The following is a 21,915-nucleotide window of genomic DNA, read 5'->3' on the forward strand; positions in this document are numbered from 1 at the left end:
TTTCTAGTGATATTTTACTTAAGCAATCGGATTCACTAATCATAATATCATTCAATGATTCAGCATCAACAATACGTTTTGGTGAGGGACAATTGTCCTCCATTGTATTTGATGATGGAACGGTTTGGGATAAAGCTCAAATTGAGCAACATATTGCCAAAACTGTATTGGGTACAACTAGCGATGATGTAATTGAGACAGTTACAGCAGATCAAACTTATTCTTATATTCTAGGAGATGGTGCCGATACTGTGGTTTTTAATATTCTCGATAATACTGATAATTTAGGTGGAAATGCTAGGAGTGAATGGACAGATTTCAATCTTGCAGAGAATGATAAAATTGATTTGTCTCAACTGCTTATAAATGAAAATGGAAATCTTCAAGATTATATTTCTGTAAAAGATACTGAGGCGGGGTTAATTATTTCAATTGATAGAGATGGGGCTAGTCAATCTACGTATCATTCGCAAGAATTAATTTTGCTTACTGGTAAGCATGATACCTTAGATAACTTAATAGCTTCTAATACCTTTATTCATTAAGTTATTTAATAAGAGACTTAAAAAGAGACCAGTTAATGGTCTCTTTTTTAACTCCCAACGATCCGCTTCTCAAGCATTTCCATAAAAGTTTTTAAAATAATATTGTGGTTTTTTCCTTTATGAGTAATTAAGCAAATGGGCGTGCTGTAATGCATTTTCTCCTTTGAAACAGCTTGCATAAAACCATCTTCAACCCATTTCTTTGCGTAGTGATCGGGTAAAAAACCTAAGAATTTTCCTGTTAAAATTAGAAATGCAATTCCTTCACGGTCACTTGCTGTCGCTTTACAGTCTAAAAGCTGGTGCAACTTTGCCGCTTCAGGTGTGATTGCATAATTAGGAAGTACAGCTTGCCATTTTTTTAATTCATCTAAATCCATCTTGCTACATTTGCCAAACAAGGGATGGTTTTTACCGCAATATAAAAATGAACTTTCGCTATATAAGTCGAAATAGTCTAGGCCAGACAGTGGAGTAACAAGGGGAATTGCTCCGGCATGTAAACGGTTGTCTAACACACGACACTCAATATCTGAAAGTGTGCTCATGCTAATGTTAATGATCACTTCAGAATGTTCTTCGGCGAGTTGTGCTAGCGTATTGGTAATGTAGCCACTTGGCATGGTCACGAGGTTATTAATAATACCTATATTAAATTCGCCCTTTAGACGGTTGTGCATTTGATTGACTTTAGAGCGGAAGTCTTCGATAGAAGCGGTGAGCACTTCTATGTATTCTAAAATTTCACGACCTTCATCAGTTAATGCAAACCCTGCGCGGCCACGTTGGCATAGCCGAATGCCTAAACGATTCTCTAAATCGCTCATATGCAAACTAATCGCAGAGCGGCTAATACCAAGAATACTTTCGGCAGACGTAAAGCTGTGACAGTCACAAACCGTTTTAAATATTTTAAGTAATTTGATATCAAAATCAGTGACTTGATTTAATTTTTTAGGTTTCATTTAGTTTTGTTTTTTTAAATCTAAACTCAAGATAATTTGAATTTATCAAAACTATAGTGCTATGTACACTCAAAAAATAGCCTCAAAACAAGAAGAGTATTATGTTTGATATCGACAAATTAACTGATGACGATGCAGCATCGGAAACCGTTCAATCAAATTCTCAGATGAGCTTAAATTATCAAGCGCATTGGATGCCATTTTCCGCAAATCGTAATTTCCATAAAGATCCACGCATGATTGTGGGTGCTAAAGGATCATATTTAATTGATAGCACTGGCCGTGAAGTCTACGACTCATTATCAGGTCTGTGGACTTGTGGTGCTGGACATACGCTTCCTGAAATTCAGCAAGCCGTAAGTACTCAGTTGTCAAAGCTAGATTACTCACCAGCATTTCAGTTTGGTCATCCATTGTCGTTTCAATTGGCTGAACGAATTATTCAACATATGCCTGAAAAATTGCAGCATGTGTTCTTTACCGACTCAGGTTCAGAGTCTGCCGACACCGCAATTAAAATGGTGCGTGCCTATTGGCGAATTAAAGGCAAACCAAGCAAAACCAAGTTGATTGGGCGTGCACGTGGCTATCATGGTGTAAACGTTGCGGGGACAAGTCTTGGTGGTATCGGTGGTAACCGTAAAATGTTTGGTCAGCTTATGGATGTAGACCATTTACCGCATACCTTGCAGCCCGATTTAAGTTTTACTAAAGGCTGTGCTGAAACTGGTGGCGTAGAGCTTGCCAATGAAATGCTTAAGTTAATTGAGCTACATGATGCTTCGAATATTGCTGCCGTTATTGTAGAGCCTGTTTCTGGCTCGGCAGGATGTATTGTGCCGCCGACTGGTTATTTAAAACGCTTAAGAGAAATCTGCGATCAACACGATATCTTACTTATTTTTGATGAAGTCATTACTGGTTTTGGGCGAATGGGGAAATGGACGGCTTCAGAATATTTTGATGTCACGCCAGATATTTTAAATTTTGCCAAACAAATTACAAATGGTGCTATTCCCCTTGGTGGCGTGGTGGCAAGCCATGAAATTTATGATGCCTTTATGCAGCAAGATTTACCTGAACATGCGGTTGAATTTACCCATGGCTATACCTATTCGGCGCATCCTGTTGCCTGTGCGGCTGCGTTAGCGACGCTCGATGTTTTAGAGAAGAAAAATTTAATTCATCAATCGGCTGATTTAGCTCCAAGCTTTGAAAAACTTTTACATGAATTAAAAGGCGCTCCAAACATTATTGATATACGCAACTGCGGGCTGATTGGTGCTGTGCAATTGGCACCGCGTGATGGCGATGCGACGATTCGTGGTTTTGAAATTGGTATGCAACTTTGGAAAGCAGGTTTTTACGTCCGTTTTGGCGGAGATACGCTTCAGTTTGGTCCAATGTTTAATAGTACAGAGGCAGAGCTGCAACGACTCATGAATGCCGTGGGTGAGGCAATTTATCAAGTGAAATAACACTGATCGACTTAGAACTTAATTGGAAAAGATGAATAGACACAAGGAATAAAGATGAACACTTTAGAGAATTTTGATAGCAACACAGACACAGATTCAAGTCAGCAAACTGTTAAAGTGCTAGGGCATTTTATTGATGGTGGACTCGTCACTAAAACCACCAAGAAACAACCGGTTTATAACCCAGCGACTGGCGAGAGTGAAAAAAAAGTTGCACTTGCAGATGCCGAGTTGGTCAATCAAGTGGTTCAAATAGCAGAGCAGGCTTTTCCAGCATGGCGTGATACACCAGTGATTAAACGTGCGCGTGTGATGTTTAAATTTAAGCAATTACTTGAAGAAAATGCTGACAAGCTTTGCCAACTCATTGGAGAAGAACACGGAAAAATTTGCCACGATGCTAAAGGTGAATTACAACGTGGGATTGAAAATGTTGAATATGCATGTGGTGCGCCTGAGTTTTTAAAAGGTGAATATTCAAAAAATGTAGGTCCAGATATTGATTCGTGGAGTGAGTTCCAGCCGCTAGGTGTGGTTGCAGGTATTACGCCGTTTAACTTTCCAGCAATGGTTCCGTTGTGGATGTTCCCAATGGCAATAGTTTGCGGTAACTGTTTTATTTTAAAACCTTCGGAAAAGGCGCCTTCTGCCGCTTTATTTTTAGCGGAGCTTTTAAAACAAGCTGGCTTGCCTGATGGTGTTTTTAGTGTTGTAAATGGTGATAAAGAGGCGGTTGATACGTTGCTACACCATCCTAAAATTCAAGCGGTTAGTTTTGTCGGCTCAACGCCTATTGCAGAGTACATATACCGTACGGCAACGGCGAGTGGTAAGCGCTGCCAAGCTTTAGGCGGAGCAAAAAATCATGCGATTATTATGCCTGATGCCGATATTGATAATGTCGTGACTTCTTTATTAGGTGCTGCATTTGGCTCATCTGGCGAACGTTGTATGGCATTATCAGTCGCAGTTGCTATTGGTGATGAAGTTGCTGATGTTGTGATTGAAAAATTAAAACAAGAAATGAAGCAGTTGAAGTTTGGGCACTATGCAGATGAGCGTAATGACTTCGGACCGCTCATTACGCAAGCACATAAAGACAAAGTACAAGCTTTTATTCAAAGTGCAGAGCAACAAGGTGCTAAAATTGTTGTAGATGGTCGTGATGCAAAACCGGCAGGTTATGAAAACGGTTTTTTTGTTGGGCCGACTTTAATTGACCAAGTTTCACCAGACATGACAAGTTACCAGCAAGAAATATTTGGTCCTGTTTTACAGGTCATTCGTGTACAAACCATGCAAGATGCAATGCAACTCATTAACGACCATGAATATGGTAATGGAACGTGTATTTACACTCGTGATGGTGAGGCTGCACGTTATTTTACTAGCAATATTCAAGTTGGTATGGTTGGGGTCAATGTGCCATTACCTGTACCAGTTGCATATCATAGCTTTGGTGGTTGGAAGCGTTCATTGTTCGGTGATTTATATGCGTATGGCCCAGATGGTGTACGTTTTTATACACGCCGTAAAACCATTACCCAACGTTGGCCTTCAACTCAGCTTCGTGAAGCCAAACAATTTGCGATGCCTACATTAAATTAATCAATAAAAGGGAAAACTCTGATTTTCCCTTTTTTGTTTCGTACAAGTTGGAGAAGTACATTTTTAAGACGGTTTTAAAATCAGTTTGTCAATTTGAAGGAATCGAATATGAACAATGATAAAACAATAAAATTAAGTGAAGGACTTTCTAATCGACATGTCACCATGATTAGTATTGGTGGTGTTATTGGCGCAGGTTTATTTGTAGGCTCTTCTGCGGCAATTGCAAAAGCAGGGCCTGCTGCCGTACTCGCTTATATAATTACAAGTATTTTAGTTTTTCTGGTCATGCGCATGCTGGGTGAAATGGCGGTCGCGCAACCTGACACAGGTTCATTTTCTACATATGCCCGTAAAGCCATTGGCCCTTGGGCTGGGTTTACCATTGGATGGTTATATTGGTGGTTTTGGGTACTGGTGATTCCAATTGAAGCCATTGCTGGAGCTGAAATTTTACATGCTTGGTTCCCGCAAATTTCTAGTGCCGTTTATGCGTTTGCCTTTATTATTTTACTCAGTCTAGCTAACTTTTTTAGTACCAAAAGCTTTGGTGAATTTGAGTTTTGGTTTGCACTCATTAAAGTTATTGCGATTGTAGTGTTCATTATCATTGGAGCAATGGCTGTCTTTGGAATGTGGCCTTTAGCAACAAATGTCAGTGGTGTTGGCAACCTATTTTCAAATGGCGGTTTTATGCCACATGGAATGGGCGGTGTTTTATCAGCCATTTTAATCTCAGCATTTTCATTTTTTGGAATAGAAATTCTTTCTATTGCAGCGGCAGAATCTAAAAATCCAGAAGAAAAAATTAAACGTGCAACGAATTTAGTACTTTATCGAATTATTTTATTCTTTGTTGTGTCGATTTTTCTTGCAGTTGCTTTGGTCGATTGGCGTTCGCCAGACCTACAAAAATTTGGCACCTTTCAGTTTGTATTAATGAGTTTAAATGTACCTGAAACTAAACTAATTATGGACGCCGTGGTTTTTATTGCGGTTGCAAGCTGTATGAATGCTGCGGTTTATACCTCGTCTCGAATGTTATTTGCTTTAGGTACGCGCCACGAAGCACCGAGTGTTGTGACAAAAATTAATAGAGCAGGTGTGCCGACTTCAGCCGTATTTTTATCGACTTTGGTTGGTGTGATTTGCTGTGCGGTGAACTATATGTTTCCAGGCCAAGTCTTTGGGTTCTTGCTCTCTACCACAGGCTCAATTGCTCTACTTGTTTACCTTGTGATCGCATTTTCACAATTGCGTTTAAGACATAAATGGGAAAAAGAGGGCGCAGCTATATCTTTTAAAATGTGGATGTTCCCATGGTTAACTTGGTTTGTAATTTTAGTGATTATGACTGTTTTAGGTTATATGTTCTTATCACCAACCTATAGTTATGAAACCACTTTATCTTTAGGTGTAACTTTATTGGTGGTTGTTTGCGGGTTGTTTGTCACGCGAAAGCGTAAAGCAACAAGATCGGTTGCCATGAACTTAGATTAATTATTTAATAAAATTAGATTCCCCATCATTAAAAAAGAGACCGTAGATGGTCTCTTTTTCTCTCATATTTTGAAATCTAGACTATCTACTTATTCGTATCTATTGATACTAAAACCGATAAACCAGGACGTAATAATTTAACATCTTTTTGATTTTCAATGAGCTTGATCCGTAAAGGAAGACGCTGAACAATCTTGGTAAAGTTACCAGTCGCATTGGTCGCAGAAATTGGTGAGAAAAATGCGCCAGTAGAGGGAGAGAAGCTGTCTACTACGCCTTTTAGTTCAACGTTATAAGCATCTACATAGACATTAACAGGTTGTCCAATTTTTATTTGTTTTAACTCAATTTCACGGAAGTTTGCTTCTACATAGACTTGGTCTAAAGGCACAACCACCATGAGTGGATTACCCGCACTCACAAAGTTACCTACGTTAGCTGACTTTTGACCAATCATGCCATCAATAGGCGCACGAACTTCTGTATAACTCAAATTCAGTTTTGCTTTATCAAGTGCCGCTTGTGCTTGTTTAAGAGCAGCTTGTTTAGCTTGTACCTGAATCTTGTATTGGTTGAGCTGATACTGTGCATCAATCACTTTTTCTTTACTACTGTCTAAGTCAGCATATTGTTCAGTCAAAGTAGTCTTAGATTGCTGTGTAATTAATCTAGACTCGGCCCCAAGTGCCTGTAGTTGCTCATAACGCGCCGTATTATCTTTTGTGAGCTTGATTCCAGCTTCTACTTTTCTCAGCTGTGCTTCAGTTTCTCGAATAACAGTCGGCTGTCTATCAACTGCGAGCATTGCTTCACTCACGTCAGCTTGTGCTTTTGCATAATTCGATTCAGCCTCAGCCAAAGCAGCTTGATAATCACGTGCATCAATCCTTGCTAAAAGTTGGCCTTTTTTTACGGTCTGATGATCTTTAATATAAATCTCTTCAATATTACCAGATACTTTAGGGGCAATGGTTGAGTACTCTACATCCACACGTGCATCGTCTGTTTCAATAGTCGAAGATGGTAAAAATATAAGTTTTAAAACCCACAAAATAGATGCTAAGACAATAATGAACGCAATAACCATAACCCAATGCTTTTTGAGATATTGCACCTTTGTTAACTTAGGTGGTTCGGTGTGGGTAGTATCTTGGGATTCGAGAGTACTCATAAAGATTTTCCTGAGTTATGACTATTCATTAACTTAATGAGAGCAATGCGTGGTGGATAAGTTCGAACTGGCAAAATCAACATCACAATGAACAAAATAGCGGCAAGACCAGCTAAAATCAGATATTGATCGCTAATAACTAAAACAGATTGTTGGGCTTGGATCGCAGAATTTAGGGCAGATAAACCACCTGAAACACGATCTGCGCCATTTGCTGTGAGCACAGGGGGAGTAAGTGGGTTAATAACAGGGCCTTGAATATTTTGGAAAACATGTTGGGCGGTATTTTCAATCAGCCGTGTTGAATGGTATTCACCGCGTACTCGATTGATCCAATCTAAAATACAAAAACCGAGTACACCGCTAATAGCACGCGGGGTGTTAATCATTGGTGATGCATAAATTGCCATGGTTGGGTGAACGCTGTTAGTTCCCATCATTAAGAGCGAGAGCACGACACAAGTTTGTCCTAAACATGAGATTGCATGCCAAAAATAAAACTGATCTTGATTCCATGTGGTATCAAGTTGGCTTGCACCTAGGCAACCCGCGATGACCAGAAGTAAACCAAACCCATGCACATATCGGCTATCCACCCAAGCTTGATTTAAAAGCTTCACAACAATAGGAATATAGATAAATTGCAATGCCGCAATTTGTAAGCCAATCCACATGGTCTGAGTGGGTTTATAGCCATGCACAGCACTAAGGTAATTCAGTGGTAATGTGCTGGTAGACATACCAATAATGACAAAGCAAAAGAGAGCAAAAACAGCATAAGCAAAATTCCGGATTTCGAGCATTTGCGGTTTAATTAATGGTGATGGATAACGCCATTCATGTATGAAAAACCAAGGTAAAGTAATTGCGCTAATTAAGGCTAATACACAAATTAATTGAGAATGGAACCAGTCTAAATGATTGCCATGCAACAACATGGTGCTCAGGCTGGCTAAGCTAATAGTCGCTAAAATGGCACCCATCCAATCGTAAGTTTTTATTCTTGAGTAATTCAAAGGATCTTGTGGAATACCAAAATACACCAGTGCAGCGCTTAGCGCACAAAAAGGAATGGTTTGGAAAAATATCATTTTCCAGCCAATTACATCTAAATAAAAAGCAGAGAGTGCAGCACTTAAGTTGGGAAAGAATGTTGCAGTTAATGCGTAGCAGGCGAGACCCCATAGCCGAATGTCAGGCCCTAAAAATCTAAGCGCACAGGCCATCAGTAAAGGAATAGTTAAACCATTGGCAAGACCTTGTAGGGCACGTAATAAGTAAAATATTTCGATGTTGGGGCTAAAAGGAATTAAAACGCTAGAAAAGAGGCAAAGTCCTATGGCAAAAAGCAGAACTCTACGCATAGAAAAAATAACTGCCCAACTGGTGGACAGGATCATGCCAATAATCATGGCACTCGCATAAATACTGTTGACCCAATAACCAGAGTCAACACTAATTCCCATCGCACCACGAATGTCGACTAAGGTAATGCTGGTTATTCGGTTGTTAAATTCAACAGTCATTGCAGCAAATATTGCACCTGCTAAACCGATGAGTGGCTTTGTATTCATTTTTTACCTTAAATCTTAAACATCAATTCATTGCAAGGAGCAGATATTTACCATACTGTACCGATCGGTACTGTACTCTCTAATTAAATTTAGGTCAATTCTCGATTTTGAACTTTTCGATGAGTTACACTTAGAACGAAATCGCTAAAATTTTTATAAGGTCACTATGTCTGTTACAACTAAAGCCAATGAAAAAGATCAAAAAATTCTGGATGCAGCAACCAAGTTTTTTTTGACTCATGGTTTTAGTGGCACAACAACAGACATGATTCAAAAGGAAGCGGGTGTTTCGAAAGCAACCATGTATGGCTGTTATAAAAATAAAGAAGTAATGTTCGCTGCGGTCATTGAGCGCCAGTGCAGGAACATGCAAGAACAAATTATTTTAGTCGAGACAAAAGCTGAAAACTTACGGTCAGCTTTAACAGAAATAGGAAAAACCTATCTGTGTTTTATATTGTCGCATTCAGGATTGGCATTTTTTAGAGTTTGTATTGCAGAAGCAGTTAGATTTCCCGAGTTATCTGAAAAGTTCTTTGAAGTAGGCCCGCAAAAGCTTGCAAATATTATTGCGGGTTATCTTGAAAAATCTCAAAAAAATAAAGAAATTGAGTTAAATTCCTCGGCTGATATAGCAGCAAATATATTCTTGGCATTATTACGAAGTGACGCTCATCTAAAATGTCTGACACATCCTAATTATACAATTCCTGATAGTGAAATTAATTCTTGGGTTGAGTATGTAGTTGATTTGTTTATGAAAAATATAGATATTAAAAATAGGGTATGAATTGGTCTCTTGTTTAGTTTGAGCAGACAGTAAAAGAGAAATGTTATGGAGGAGTAAAGATATTTATCTTTACTAAGTAGGTGATGTATCTCTCTTTATTATAAAAAAATAAATATTACATACGAAAATCTTGAATTAATGTGGGTTTCATGTATGCTTAACTTAACTAGAAAAAAGACTTGCAGTAAATCTTCTTTAAGTATCGTAGTTTTAGTCATAATCCTTCGTTTTTTCAGATATTAAGCTCAATTCGTTACCATTTTTTCAAGTTATATTTGTCATTTTTAAATGACTCAATTGATTAAGATTCAAGGATATATTATGTCTAATACAAATGCTGGTACAGTAAAGTGGTTTAACGAAACTAAAGGTTTCGGTTTTATTCAACAAGAATCTGGTCCAGATGTATTTGCTCATTTCAAAGAAATCGCGTCTTCTGGCTTCAAAACTTTACATGAAGGTCAGAAAGTAACTTTTAATATCACTCAAGGACAAAAAGGTCCAAGTGCTGTGAATATTATTCCTGAGTAATAAGCGATAAATAAAAAAGCCCTGAATATTCAGGGCTTTTTTATTTATATAGTTTTTATATCCACTGACGGTGGTGCTCCAAAAAAACGCTTATATTCTCTGGAAAATTGCGACAAACTTTCGTAACCAACCTGAATACTGGTGGTTGAAATATCACATTCTTCGGTCATCAATAAACGCCGTGCTTCAGTCAGCCTCATTCTCTTTTGATACTGTAAGGGACTCATCGAGGTTATATCCCTAAAATGTTGATGAAAACTAGAAGCACTCATACCCATTGTGCTTGCCAGCTCTTCAACACTAAAGGATTTTGCAAAATTTGTTTTCAGCCATTCAATCGCTTTTACAATTCGATGTCCTGTAGTTCCTGCCGCTACAATGCGTTTAAGTCGATCGCCTTGTGGACTCATCAATAAACGATAAAAAATTTCCTTAATAATAAGAGGAGATAAGATGGGAATGTCTTGTGGCGTATCTAGTAGTTTTATTAACCGTATAAAAGCATCATTCAGTTCTGAATTAACCACTCCAACAGCCATTCCTTTTTTTTCAGTATTTACGTCTTTAAAAGGAATATGGGCTTCAAGCATGATTTGGGCAAGTACATACGGGTCTAGTCGTAGCACTATTGAAAGATAAGGTCGTTCAACTGAAGCTTCAAGTACTTGAGCAATGACAGGCAGGTCAATTGCCGTAAAAAGGAAATGGTTAGAGTCATAGGTGTAGGTTTCTTCACTAAGAATCACCTGTTTTTTTCCTTGAGCAATCATACATAGACTGGCATCCATCATGCTGCTACTTGGTTGGGTCAATGTTTCTGCACGATATAAAGTCAGCCCCATAATAGATGTTTCGAATGTACCTTTCTCACGTGTCCATTGATCGACAAGTTGAGCTAATTCTTGATTATGGTTTAGAGACCTATTCGCCATTCAGATTCAACCGATTACCGTTTGTGTTTTTATTGTAGGCATTTCAAATCAGAAAAATAGAGAGAAGTGCAACAATTCGGAGGATTGGGCAAATCTGTGAGAGGAATAGAACAACAGCTTACAACTTTCATTTTTATACTGATGAACATGGCAAAAAGTCGATTGCTTAAAGTCTGCTGGGTCATCGTTTTCAAAAACGTATTCATGTGCTTTCAAAACTAATCGCCATCAATGAATGTCCAGCCAAGAAGTCGTCTTTCTTTAAACATTAAACATGAGAGAAAAAATATGACAATTGAAGTTTTAGGTTATGCCGCGCTGTCATCAGAAACTCCTTTAGTTCCGTTTAAGTTTGAACGTAGAACCCCACGTGAAGATGATGTTGTCATTCAAATCGAATATTGTGGTGTTTGCCATTCAGATTTACATCAAGCTAAAAACGATTGGGGATTTAGTACTTATCCATTAGTTCCGGGCCATGAAATTGTCGGGCGTGTCACCTCAATCGGTCCTAAAGTCACAAAATATAAGGTCGGTGATTTAGTAGGTATTGGCTGTATGGTCGATTCATGCCGTACTTGTTCGGCTTGTCATTCAGGACTAGAGCAATATTGTGAAGAAGGCAACATCCAGACTTATGGTGGCGTAGATCGTCATGATCAACGACCAACGTATGGTGGATATTCTGAAACAATTACTTGTAGCCAAGATTTCGTATTAAAAGTGCCTGAAAATCTGGATGCTCAAGCTGTACCGCCGTTACTTTGTGCTGGCATTACCACTTGGTCGCCGCTTCGCCATTGGAATATTGGAAAGGGCAGTAAAGTCGCGGTTGTCGGTTTAGGTGGTCTGGGACACATGGCGATTAAACTTGCCAATGCTCTAGGCGCTGAAGTGACATTATTTACCCGTTCAGCAAACAAAGAACAGGATGCAAAACAACTCGGAGCGCATCATGTTGTGTTATCAACCAATGAAGCTCAAATGCAGTCAGTCACAAATCAATTTGATTTAATTATTGATACTGTGCCTTATAACCATGACTTGAAGCCTTATATTCCAACACTAGCTTTAAATGGAACAATTGTGCTGGTTGGATATTTAGGTGAAATTAGCGCAAATTCAGTGCCGATGATTTTGGGGAGAAAATCAATTGCTGGTTCGGTGATTGGTGGAATTAAAGAAACACAAGAGTTACTTGATTTCTGTGGTGAACATAACATCGTTTCTGAAGTAGAGATGATTGATATGAAAAATATCAATGAAGCTTTTGAGCGTATGTTAAAGAGTGATGTGAAATATCGTTTTGTGATTGATATGAAAACTTTATCTGATCAGTAATCTTGTTTGAACTTTGCTGTGCATTCTGTCATTAGGGTGCACAGCTCAAAAACTCTCTAAACAAGACAATATTATTAAGCTGATATTTAAGAATTTTCTTAATTATGTAATTAAATGAAAAACAATAATTATTTAAATATTTTCTAGCCAATATCACATTGACACCTTAAATATTCAAGATTACCATTTGCGGGCTGGCCTACATTGCCAGTCGGTCGTCGCAGACCGTCTAGTAAAGTGCATCAGATTATTCCTTCTGAGGAGTATTCTTGTGTATATCGATCGTCCCTCGCTTGTTGCGGTAGGACGAGTGAGGGACACCTTCGGGTGTGCTGATTCTTTACTATCAGTCTGCGAACCCTTGCTCGTTCTGCCACCATAATTCTAATGTCTTGGCAGAACTCCATATATAAGGAGTTGGCTTTGCATATCCATTATTTCTTGGCAACCGTTGCCAAAAGCTATAACAACACAGCTTAAAACATTTAACGCAGCTTGATGGCCTATAGGCTTTTCAGGCTTTAAATCGTCACGACTAAAACTTAATCAACAATAAAACTTGAGATGTGCTGGGCACAGTCTTTATGGCTTTGCTATGCCTTTTGTTTCTCCCTAAAAAGGCAGCAGTTTTTATATCTCATTTATATACAACAATAATTTTTTTATAACGGTAAAACTATGCCATATTCAGATCTTCCAATACGTGCTTTAAGTGTATTACATACCTCACGCTATCTTTTTAATAACTTTGGCTTTCATAATGTCGGTGTAGACCGAATTATTGACTCGGCAAAAATCCCAAAAGCGACTTTTTATAACTATTTTCACTCAAAAGAACGTCTTATTAAAATGAGTCTAACTTTTCAGAGAGATGGCCTTAAACAAGAAGTCATCTCAATTATCTATGTCCAAAAAGACTTAAGCTTAACTGAAAAGCTTCGTAAGATTTACTTTCTACATGCAGACTTAGATGGGCTTTACCACTTACCGTTTAAAGCCATATTTGAAATTGCGAAAACACATCCACAGGCTTATCAGCTCGTAATTGATTATAGAAATTGGTTGATCAATGAAATTTATAAACTGCTTTTAACAACCAACACGAATGCTTCAAAACAAGATGCGCACATGTTTTTATTTGTGATTGATGGCGCAATGGTTCAGCTTTTAGATTCAAATAGTGTGGATGACAGAGAAAAATTGCTGAATTATTTTTTGGTGCAGACTATGTAATTCTTTGATTATATTGCTGTAGTGATATTGCTTTTTTCTTGCTTTAGTGAGGATTCAAATAAAAAAACGCTAATTCTCTAAGCTGAATTATGTTATTTTTCACTCGACATTGATGAGAATGATTTTTCATGTATCGGTTTGGGACCATAATCGGCTTGCTAGCAATATTGCTACAGAACCTTGTGTTCTGGCAAAGCCTATTACCCAATGAAATGCATCAGCAAGCGGTATGTGCACAAATTGTAGAAGTGATGAATCATTCAAAAATGAATTCTGAGCAACATTCATCTCATCATCTTGAAAACGATTCTAATAAAAAGCTTCTAGAAAAAAGCACTCAGCACGATTCAAACACAGGTTGTCATTTTTGTTATCTATATAGCCATATTGCAACAATTGATGGCTTCAAATTATCTTTATTTGAAGTGGGTGTGATTGTTCGCTTAATTATGTTGGCAACAATCAGCTATATATTATTTTATTTACGGCGCTTATTCCTCTCACCGCAAGGACGAGCCCCACCTCAACAACTTTGTTTTGCTTAATTTGTTACTAGGTCCGTATCTGTTCCTATTTCATTACTAAACAGAGTTTGTCATGTCTAAATTTTTACTTAATCCACTGGCGTGGAGTATCTTGTTTGCTCAATTTTCTATGTCTGCAATGGCACAAAGCCAAACTGATCAACAGGTTGCGGAGTTAGAAAAAATTACGATCAAAGCGGAAGATGCTACCGAGACTTCTAATTCTTCAACAGCTTTAACTCAATTCGAACATGGCTTATTGACTGTTCCATTTACCAAGTCACATGTGTCAGCTCAAGATATCCAAAATAATAATATTCAGCGTGTGAGTGATGCATTGTCGCTGGTGAATGGTGTGGTTTATCAGGACAGCTACGGTGGAGGTTTTTGGGATAACTACTCGTTTCGTGGTTTTAGTACAGATCCTAATATGGGCACAAGCTATTTGCGTAATGGTTTGAGCGCTTTAAGTGGGATTCACACCCCAAGGGATATGGCAAATATTCAGGCAATTGATTTCTTAAAAGGGCCAATGGCGGCTATGTATGGGCAGGGTGCTATTGGTGGCATTATGAACATTACAACGAAACAACCCGAGTGGACGCAAAAAAATCAGGTGAGTTTAGCCGGTAGTACATTAGAAGAATATCGCGCTTCTCTAGATAGTACAGGTGCATTAAACGATGCGGTGGCTTATAGACTTGGGTTGGCTTATGAAAATAACCAGAGTTTTAGAGACCATGTCGATAGTCAGCATTACTTTATTGCTCCTCAGCTTGCATGGAAAATCTCGGATCAAACACAGCTCAATCTGGATAGTGAATTTTCAGAACATCAAGGTGTATTTGACCGTGGTATTCCGATGGTTAATGGGCAGTTTGTTGTCAATAAAAAGACCTTTTTAGGTGAGCCATCGGATGGTGACATTAAGGTCAAAGACCAGATGTATCAATTACGATTGAATCACCAATTTAATGAAAACTGGAATAACACTACAGCTTTAAGTTATGGTCACGGGGAGCGAGCAGGAACCTCCACTGAAATTTCGAGTATTGCTGCTGATGGTCAAACAGCAAACCGTTTTAGGCGCTACCGTCAATTTGAAACAGAGACAATTCAGCTCCAATCGATTCTTCGGGGCAAATTTAATACAGGATTGCTAAAGCACGAACTCGTTGCAAATGTTGAAGCTGGACACTATACAATCGATCAAATTCAGCTTCGTAATGCAGTGGGCACATCAAGCCCGATTAATATTTATCATCCCGTATATGGTCAAAATATTTTAGCGCTGGCTAGAACAACAAAAAATACGAAAGAAACTCAAAATATGCTGGGAGTGAACTTACAAGACCAGATTTTCTTGAATAATCAATGGAATGTATTAATAGGTGGGCGTTTTAATCGTCTGGATCAACAAATTGATGATTATAAGACAGGCCTATCGGCTCAACAGGAATTTACCCCGTTTAGTCCACGCGTTGGAGTGAATTATCAACCAACGACAAAGCTTGCTTTGTATAGCAATTGGGGTAAATCTTTTGAGTTAAATACAGGACTCAATAAAGAGAATCAACTTTACGACCCAGAGAAAACTCAAAGTTGGGAAATTGGAGCAAAATACGAATATCTACCGAAAAGCTGGTTTGGACTCACCTATTTTGATTTAGATAAACAACATCTACTGACCGAAGGTATAACAGACACCTATGTCGATAGTGGGCGTGTACAGAGTCATGGGCTAGAGGTCGAATTAAAACATCAATTCAATGATCATCTTCGTGTAGGAGCAAATTATACTTTTACAAAAGCATCGGTGATTGAAAGTGAAGTTGATACAAAAGGTGCTCGTCTGAAAAATATTCCGAAGCATACGGCAAACTTAAATGCGGACTACCAGTTTGAGTTATTAGGAAGAGCGGCTGGCTTGGTCGGCATAATCAACTATTTTGGCAAGCGTAGTGCTAACTACATAGACAATGGAACCAGTTTACCGGAATTTACGGTGGTGAATGTTGGGGGCTATGTACAAGTTCGTCCTGATTTACGGGCACAATTGAATATTGATAATGTGTTCGATAAGGACTATTACGTTTCGAGTTATACAGATGAATGGGTGCAACCCGGAGAGCCGTTGAAGGCAACTTTATCTTTGACTTGGAACTTCTGATGAAAAAGGAGTTAGGCAAATTTTGAGCCTAGCTCCTTTTTTAAGGTTTATGGATTTACGATTTAGAAGGTATGTATTTACGCATAGCAAAGATAAATAGCGTAAATAAAATACTAAAACCAAAAACAGGTAGGCTTAGCCCTAACACGAGGCTCACCAATGTTAACGATACTTTTTGTGGGCCAGTTGCACGACTCCAAACTAATAAACTTTGCCCAACAAAGTGAGTTGTCATGAGTTTTAAATTCGAGTTCTTAAACGCAGCTTTATATGCATAAATAATCATCATACAAAGAGCAAACGCATAAAGTGCGAGAACTAATTGATTAATCCAGCCAAATAAAATCCCAATATGGGCATCTACTCCCCAACGAGTGAGCTTTGCCACCAGCGAGTAATCTTTAAACGCAAGTTGATCGATGACTTTGTGGTGTTCCATATCAATTGCGATACTGTCTGCTTGAGTTGGCCATTTACGCTGAATTTCGGCGACTTCCCAAGCTTGATTTCCGCTGGTGGGTGGTTTGATTTGTATTTGTGCCGCATCAATACCGTGTGATCTGGCTATTGAAAGAACGCTATCAAATTCACTTGGAAAAATATTTAAATTAAGGTTTTCACTGTGTGGCATGTCGTGATGTTCATGGTGCATCACTGTAGGTAAATTATCTTCTTGAAGGGAAGTTGCCAATGTTGGAGTTTGCCAGCTGAGCCATTGACGAGCAACCCGAATATTATCTCCGGCCCACTCAGACCATGTAAGACCAGTAATAGCGATTATTAATAAGAGAGGGAATAACGCTAAACCCAACTTGCTATGCCATTTCAATAATCTATTTTTTGGTGTTTGCCTTATTTTAAGATTTTGACGGCGTTTCCACCAATTATACAGTCCAGTTAAAGTCAAAATGGCTAACCAGCTTGCTGCCAGTTCACTATAAAAACGGCCCCATTTTCCTAGTAATAAATTGCTATGTAGCTGGTCGAGTGTAGTCCGAAACGGCAGAACCCCACTGGTACCATAGACAGCGAGATGACCTTTGGCCTGAAGCGTAAAAGGATCAATAAAAACGGCTTCGCTGGTAAAATGATGTAGAGGATCTGAAAAAATTACACGTGTTGTCTGGTCAGCGCTTGGGGCTGGTCTAACTTCAATGACCTGAGCAGACTTCGGCATCACTTGTTTTGCGACTTCAATTTGTTGACTGAGCTTATGCGGCGCTTGATTCAGTGGTTTAACGTATAGAACATCTTTATAAATCGCCTTTTCAAGTTGAGGCGTAATTGCATAGAGTAAGCCAGTGATTGCAGCAACCAATATCAAGGGTGCAATAAAAATACCAGCATAAATATGAATTAAACGGAAAAGACTACGCCAGAAGGATGAATGGGTCAGCATCAGAAGAGAATGTCTATCAGGTGTTGGGCGGATTATAACGACTTATTTATCTTGATGTTGATTGAGCTGTAACCAGTATTAAATTATTTGAGTAGCTCTTAGGCATATTGTTTGGTTTGATAATTAGATAGTTTTTATTACTTGGTAAATTATATATTTTTTATATGCTCCTTAAGATCTTATTTACATAGCATATTTAATAATTGCATAACTTATTATTTAAAATAATCTTGATTCATATAGTGTGTTTCTCTAAAAGAATGGATGGTATCCAAATATCAGAATTAATATTTAAAAAACCGCTTATTTTAGGATAAGCGGTTTTATTAGAATAAAATTTTATGACAGTCCCAAATTAATGATGGCCTTGGGAAATACCACCATTTCCATCTGAAAGACTTATTCGAATATTTTGCATCATGCCTTGATCTTCATGATCTAAAATATGGCAGTGCAATACAAAGTCACCGATGTAGCGTTCATACTTGGTTCTAACAATAACTTTATAACTGGCCCCTTGTACGTTTTTAACCCAAATTGTATCTTTCCATGTCCCTTTTAGACCGCGATATTGTGGGTCAGGGGCAGCTGTTTTGTCATAGTCATCCACGGCGTTTATATCACTGACATCTTTACCGTTAGGGTCATACACTGCCACGACTTGAAATGGGTTTACATGAATATGAAAAGGGTGGCTAGCTAATTTAGAAGTAAGTATCCATTCATCGGTTTTACCTAACTCGAGCGTACGGTCAATTCGGTCCGGTTTATATGGTTTTCCATTCACCTGAAACTGAGTTGGATTAGCCTTAGTATCAATATTAAATTCTAAAAATTGTTTGTACGGTGTAGCGGGTAAGTCCTGATGAGGAATAAAATGACTGAGTTTCAGATTTTGTTGTAAATCTTGAAGTACAGCAGGACGCATATCTGGGGCAATATTGCGTGCTGCATTATTGCTTAATGCCGTTGTTAAAGACTGAGGTGTTGAAGTGGCTTTATTAACTTGAATGATACCCAGCAAGCGTCTTTGTGAAAATGTACGGTCTACGTTAGCCGAAGCTGACGCCGCTTCATCAATTAGACAATAACGGCCTTCTTGCGGGAATTGCATTAATGCATCATAACGGTAACCCGGTTGAAAAACCGTAACTGTTTTATCCATAACCTGTTTAAAGGTTAGGCCATCGGCTGCAATAAGATGCTGACTTACAATTGGTCCTGTACAGCTCTCACTTAATAATTTCTTTTCACCCATTGGGGTTAAATCGAGTTTGGAAGGAATATTTTGCATTTGACGAACGCTTAAGTTGATACTGTCGCGGACACCTGCATGTACCATTCGCCAACGCTCAACTTGTCCTGCAACCGCTTGGGTAATGAAAGGTTGTATTTCACCATTAATACTCGTATATCGGCCTGATTTCCCCCAATCACCAGGACCAAACCCCTGATAATCTCTAATTTCACCAATTTGATTGTTTTGGCAAATATAGTTGCCATTATTATCGGTTTCAATATTTCCGTTAGCATCATAACAAGCATATTGGATTTGCTGAAAAACTAACGTTCTTTCTTTAAAACCATAAGTGAGTAAATCTAAATCACCTGTCTTATTTGGGGTAGGTTGACGATATCCACGAATAATTAAAGCACCGGCCATACCACTTGCAACTTGAATAGCAGTTGAACCATGTCGATGCGGGTGATACCAAAATGTTCCTGCTGGATGATCGGGTGGAATGTTGTATTCATATTGGAAATTAACACCCGGATTAATCGAAATTAAAACGTTATCACTATTTCCTGCTGGATTAATCCATAAACCGTGAGTGTGCATATTAGTGCCATCAAAACAATGGGGTTTATTCACATCAAAATGATCGCCAGTACAACTTGGGTCTTTAGGAAGTTTTTTGTGAGTAATCGGGTCTATATCAAGTTGATTATCTAAGTTTGCTCGTACAGTTTCTCCCGGAAATACTTCAATCGTCGGAGCAATATAAGGCGTATTGGGCTGCGTATTTGTGCCTTGATAACTACGTAAAACAACTTCGTCATAACGATTTGTCGCTGGGTTCCATAGTTTGTTCCTCGTTTTTTTAACCTCCCATGTAAATAATGCTTCATTTGAGGATTGCATTTGCGGCGCATTTGTTGATGACACTGTTGGGTTCGGTGCAGCAAGTAATGCGACATGATTACGAGCCACAGTCATATCGGGAGGGTCTTCTAATATACGTTCAGAAGAATCATTTGCTGATACACACCAACTCACTAAAGTTAGAGGCGTGCATAATATTAAATGAGCTATTTTCATAATGAATATAGGCCTGAAAAAATCAGGCCTCTCCCTTAATTATTATTTTGAAGTTTCTAAGCGAACCTGAGAAATACTTAAGCCTTGAGAGCTTACTTTTTCCTTCACTTGATCAAGCGTTAAATCAGTTGCAACAAACTGAACTTCTAAGTCTTCAGCAGCCATGCCTAATTGCTTAACTTGATCACTGACTTGATAGACCAATTGACCAATATGACCGGGGTGTCCGCCGTGGTCATGATCTAACACACCGAAGTAGTTAATTGTGGCAACATAAATTTTTTGGTCAGGTTTATTTTTTGGAGATAGATAAATCTTATAGGTTAGATTTGGATTACCAATCATTTGAACATTATCTAATATTAAATAGGTTTGTCCTGATGAGAGCTTTGTTTGAGTAAGTTGACTTGAGTTCTCTAGGAAACTTGCAGTTTGAGGGGCTAAAGCTACTTTTTGAGTTACACCCATAAGCTTAATGCTTTTATTACTGCTGACTGGTTTATGATTCATTTTAAATAGATTTACTTTTTCAGCACCTTTACTGCTCATGACAGTAGCTTCAACTTTACAAGCATTTTCATTGGTATATCGCACTGGGATTTTACCGGGGGTGAATACATCAGCAATGGTCATGGTGACTTTGTTGCCGTTTTCATCTGCAAAAGTATATCGGGTGTCATACCAACTATCTGGCATACCTAAATTTTTCTTGGCCCATTCAAGCGTAATGGGTTGCCCATTTGCTTTTTTATTTAACCAGCATTGCCACAAACGGTCGATATTTGCGTGGTGCATATAAAATACGGGGTCTAAGCCTGCAATAGGTACAAATCCCATATCTGGTAGTACACAGTTTTTACCAACTGCACAGTGCATGACACCATGGGGTTGAGACTGTAATTGGTTAGAGAAGTTCGTGAAGTTATCCCATTTAAATGCTTGAGCAGCGCTGGCATTATCTGGATCTATGGCACTGATATTTGCATTTAAACCCGGTGTACGGAACTGATCATATAAAGTACCAGCCTGTTTACCACGAACCAATTGAGGGAGTGCTAAGCCTTTACCATTAGCAGCTTTTTCTTGGTAGTAGTCCCAATAAGGAAGAGAGTAATCCTGCCCAACATATTTACGTACTGTTTGCTCATAAAAATAAAGCATCATACGGTGCCAAGGTAAGAAATTTAGATTGCCATGTTGGCATGTACCCCAAACGTCATCTGTAAAACCATCGTTTGGAACTGTGGAATTTTGAATGTGTTTATAGTAACTATCACATAAGGCCTGACTATTTTCTTCTAAACAACCTGACATACGACCTTTAAGATATGTGTCTTTATTGGTTGCGTGTGTACCTGTACCAAAATAGCCATGTGTATTGGCCCAGTAATTAAAGCTTGTACGAAACTCCGGTGATAAAGGGGGAGCGTTATTATTTGCTCGCATTTTCTCCAAACCCTTTTGTAAGGCGCTTACTTTGGCTGGATCTTTTGCAAACTCCGTGGCACTTATTCGTAGTGAGTCAGCATGAGTCGTTAAGCTCATACCAAACAATAGACTTCCTAAAATATAATAATTTCTCTTCATGATTTTAAATCCTTGTCATGTTTAATATTCTTATATTTGATTATTTGTAATGTATGAATTTACCCTTGGTTTGGGTAATTCTTAATCTAATCTAGCATATAAAGAAGTTTTTATTAAAGGTTTATATTTAATATTAATAATGAAAAAATTTAATTTTAAATCCTGTAATTTTTTAGAAAAACTTAATTATTTGGTATGTTGTTTTTAATGTGTTTTTATTAATAATTAAAATATTTTTAAAATAAAA

General features: G+C 38.3%; 17 protein-coding genes. 10 read left to right on the forward strand and 7 right to left on the reverse strand.

Annotation, left to right across the window (positions count from 1 at the left end; translation table 11 throughout):
- Positions 1-545 (forward strand): type I secretion C-terminal target domain-containing protein (locus F935_RS05830; RefSeq protein WP_016138056.1); only part of this gene is annotated, 545 nt, incomplete at its 5' end.
- A gap of 47 nt (positions 546-592) precedes the next feature.
- On the opposite strand, the gene F935_RS05835 is transcribed toward F935_RS05830, so the two are convergent.
- Entirely contained in the window at positions 593-1,510 is a 918-nt protein-coding gene (locus F935_RS05835; RefSeq protein ID WP_016138057.1) for a LysR family transcriptional regulator, read from the reverse strand.
- Between the two features lie 101 nt (positions 1,511-1,611).
- Between F935_RS05835 and F935_RS05840 the strand changes: the two genes are divergently transcribed.
- The 3 genes from F935_RS05840 to F935_RS05850 all read left to right on the forward strand — a co-directional run bounded on the left by F935_RS05840 (position 1,612) and on the right by F935_RS05850 (position 6,096).
- Positions 1,612-2,988: an omega-aminotransferase AptA gene (locus F935_RS05840; RefSeq protein ID WP_016138058.1), complete on the forward strand. Its 1,377-nt coding sequence runs from the start codon at positions 1,612-1,614 to the stop codon at positions 2,986-2,988.
- A gap of 54 nt (positions 2,989-3,042) precedes the next feature.
- Positions 3,043-4,596 (forward strand): CoA-acylating methylmalonate-semialdehyde dehydrogenase, encoded by a 1,554-nt coding sequence (locus F935_RS05845; RefSeq protein ID WP_016138059.1) that lies wholly within the window; start codon positions 3,043-3,045, stop codon positions 4,594-4,596.
- Between the two features lie 108 nt (positions 4,597-4,704).
- The gene (locus F935_RS05850) at positions 4,705-6,096 is read left to right on the forward strand and encodes an amino acid permease (protein WP_016138060.1); all 1,392 of its coding nucleotides are present in this window, start codon (positions 4,705-4,707) and stop codon (positions 6,094-6,096) included.
- An 85-nt stretch (positions 6,097-6,181) separates the two neighbouring features.
- On the opposite strand, the gene F935_RS05855 is transcribed toward F935_RS05850, so the two are convergent.
- Positions 6,182-7,267 carry an HlyD family secretion protein gene (locus F935_RS05855; RefSeq protein WP_016138061.1) on the reverse strand — a complete coding sequence of 362 codons (1,086 nt, stop codon included), beginning with the start codon at positions 7,265-7,267 and terminating at the stop codon, positions 6,182-6,184.
- Positions 7,264-8,841, reverse strand: coding sequence for an MFS transporter (locus tag F935_RS05860; protein WP_016138062.1), 1,578 nt, complete (start codon positions 8,839-8,841; stop codon positions 7,264-7,266). Before F935_RS05860 ends, F935_RS05855 begins: the two co-directional genes overlap by 4 nt.
- Positions 8,842-9,007: 166 nt before the next feature.
- Here F935_RS05860 and F935_RS05865 point away from each other — a divergent pair, with 166 nt between their 5' ends.
- The gene (locus F935_RS05865; RefSeq protein ID WP_016138063.1) at positions 9,008-9,631 is read left to right on the forward strand and encodes a TetR/AcrR family transcriptional regulator; all 624 of its coding nucleotides are present in this window, start codon (positions 9,008-9,010) and stop codon (positions 9,629-9,631) included.
- A gap of 321 nt (positions 9,632-9,952) precedes the next feature.
- Complete coding sequence (locus F935_RS05870) at positions 9,953-10,162, forward strand: cold-shock protein (RefSeq protein WP_016138064.1); 210 nt, start codon at positions 9,953-9,955, stop codon at positions 10,160-10,162.
- Between the two features lie 44 nt (positions 10,163-10,206).
- Here F935_RS05870 and F935_RS05875 read toward each other — a convergent pair whose 3' ends face one another.
- Complete coding sequence (locus tag F935_RS05875) at positions 10,207-11,094, reverse strand: AraC family transcriptional regulator (protein ID WP_016138065.1); 888 nt, start codon at positions 11,092-11,094, stop codon at positions 10,207-10,209.
- A gap of 288 nt (positions 11,095-11,382) precedes the next feature.
- Between F935_RS05875 and F935_RS05880 the strand changes: the two genes are divergently transcribed.
- The 4 genes from F935_RS05880 to F935_RS05895 all read left to right on the forward strand — a co-directional run bounded on the left by F935_RS05880 (position 11,383) and on the right by F935_RS05895 (position 16,362).
- Positions 11,383-12,435: an NAD(P)-dependent alcohol dehydrogenase gene (locus F935_RS05880; RefSeq protein ID WP_016138066.1), complete on the forward strand. Its 1,053-nt coding sequence runs from the start codon at positions 11,383-11,385 to the stop codon at positions 12,433-12,435.
- A gap of 678 nt (positions 12,436-13,113) precedes the next feature.
- The gene (locus F935_RS05885) at positions 13,114-13,668 is read left to right on the forward strand and encodes a TetR/AcrR family transcriptional regulator (protein ID WP_016138067.1); all 555 of its coding nucleotides are present in this window, start codon (positions 13,114-13,116) and stop codon (positions 13,666-13,668) included.
- A gap of 128 nt (positions 13,669-13,796) precedes the next feature.
- Positions 13,797-14,213 carry a DUF2946 domain-containing protein gene (locus F935_RS05890; protein WP_016138068.1) on the forward strand — a complete coding sequence of 139 codons (417 nt, stop codon included), beginning with the start codon at positions 13,797-13,799 and terminating at the stop codon, positions 14,211-14,213.
- 52 nt (positions 14,214-14,265) lie between these two features.
- Positions 14,266-16,362, forward strand: a complete 2,097-nt coding sequence (locus F935_RS05895) for a TonB-dependent receptor (RefSeq protein WP_016138069.1) — start codon at positions 14,266-14,268, stop codon at positions 16,360-16,362.
- Positions 16,363-16,417: 55 nt separating this feature from the next.
- Here F935_RS05895 and F935_RS05900 read toward each other — a convergent pair whose 3' ends face one another.
- From F935_RS05900 to F935_RS05910, 3 genes are all read right to left on the reverse strand, one after another.
- Positions 16,418-17,761, reverse strand: a complete 1,344-nt coding sequence (locus F935_RS05900) for a PepSY-associated TM helix domain-containing protein (RefSeq protein WP_016138070.1) — start codon at positions 17,759-17,761, stop codon at positions 16,418-16,420.
- A 355-nt stretch (positions 17,762-18,116) separates the two neighbouring features.
- Positions 18,117-20,081, reverse strand: coding sequence for a multicopper oxidase family protein (locus F935_RS05905; RefSeq protein WP_016138071.1), 1,965 nt, complete (start codon positions 20,079-20,081; stop codon positions 18,117-18,119).
- Positions 20,082-20,123: 42 nt separating this feature from the next.
- Positions 20,124-21,668, reverse strand: a complete 1,545-nt coding sequence (locus F935_RS05910) for a tyrosinase family protein (protein WP_016138072.1) — start codon at positions 21,666-21,668, stop codon at positions 20,124-20,126.
- Positions 21,669-21,915: the final 247 nt, after the last annotated feature.

The sequence above is a fragment of the Acinetobacter calcoaceticus ANC 3811 genome (assembly GCF_000399665.1).
Taxonomy (GTDB): Bacteria; Pseudomonadota; Gammaproteobacteria; order Pseudomonadales; family Moraxellaceae; genus Acinetobacter; species Acinetobacter calcoaceticus_B.

Excerpts from the sequence above, each read along its gene's own strand:
- F935_RS05885 (WP_016138067.1), top strand. The coding sequence starts at position 13,114 with ATGCCATATTCAGATCTTCCAATACGTGCTTTAAGTGTATTACATACC.
- F935_RS05880 (WP_016138066.1), top strand. The coding sequence starts at position 11,383 with ATGACAATTGAAGTTTTAGGTTATGCCGCGCTGTCATCAGAAACTCCT.
- F935_RS05855 (WP_016138061.1), bottom strand. The coding sequence starts at position 7,267 with ATGAGTACTCTCGAATCCCAAGATACTACCCACACCGAACCACCTAAG.
- F935_RS05840 (WP_016138058.1), top strand. The coding sequence starts at position 1,612 with ATGTTTGATATCGACAAATTAACTGATGACGATGCAGCATCGGAAACC.
- F935_RS05865 (WP_016138063.1), top strand. The coding sequence starts at position 9,008 with ATGTCTGTTACAACTAAAGCCAATGAAAAAGATCAAAAAATTCTGGAT.
- F935_RS05900 (WP_016138070.1), bottom strand. The coding sequence starts at position 17,761 with ATGCTGACCCATTCATCCTTCTGGCGTAGTCTTTTCCGTTTAATTCAT.
- F935_RS05850 (WP_016138060.1), top strand. The coding sequence starts at position 4,705 with ATGAACAATGATAAAACAATAAAATTAAGTGAAGGACTTTCTAATCGA.
- F935_RS05895 (WP_016138069.1), top strand. The coding sequence starts at position 14,266 with ATGTCTAAATTTTTACTTAATCCACTGGCGTGGAGTATCTTGTTTGCT.
- F935_RS05870 (WP_016138064.1), top strand. The coding sequence starts at position 9,953 with ATGTCTAATACAAATGCTGGTACAGTAAAGTGGTTTAACGAAACTAAA.
- F935_RS05845 (WP_016138059.1), top strand. The coding sequence starts at position 3,043 with ATGAACACTTTAGAGAATTTTGATAGCAACACAGACACAGATTCAAGT.
- F935_RS05890 (WP_016138068.1), top strand. The coding sequence starts at position 13,797 with ATGTATCGGTTTGGGACCATAATCGGCTTGCTAGCAATATTGCTACAG.
- F935_RS05875 (WP_016138065.1), bottom strand. The coding sequence starts at position 11,094 with ATGGCGAATAGGTCTCTAAACCATAATCAAGAATTAGCTCAACTTGTC.
- F935_RS05835 (WP_016138057.1), bottom strand. The coding sequence starts at position 1,510 with ATGAAACCTAAAAAATTAAATCAAGTCACTGATTTTGATATCAAATTA.
- F935_RS05860 (WP_016138062.1), bottom strand. The coding sequence starts at position 8,841 with ATGAATACAAAGCCACTCATCGGTTTAGCAGGTGCAATATTTGCTGCA.
- F935_RS05910 (WP_016138072.1), bottom strand. The coding sequence starts at position 21,668 with ATGAAGAGAAATTATTATATTTTAGGAAGTCTATTGTTTGGTATGAGC.
- F935_RS05905 (WP_016138071.1), bottom strand. The coding sequence starts at position 20,081 with ATGAAAATAGCTCATTTAATATTATGCACGCCTCTAACTTTAGTGAGT.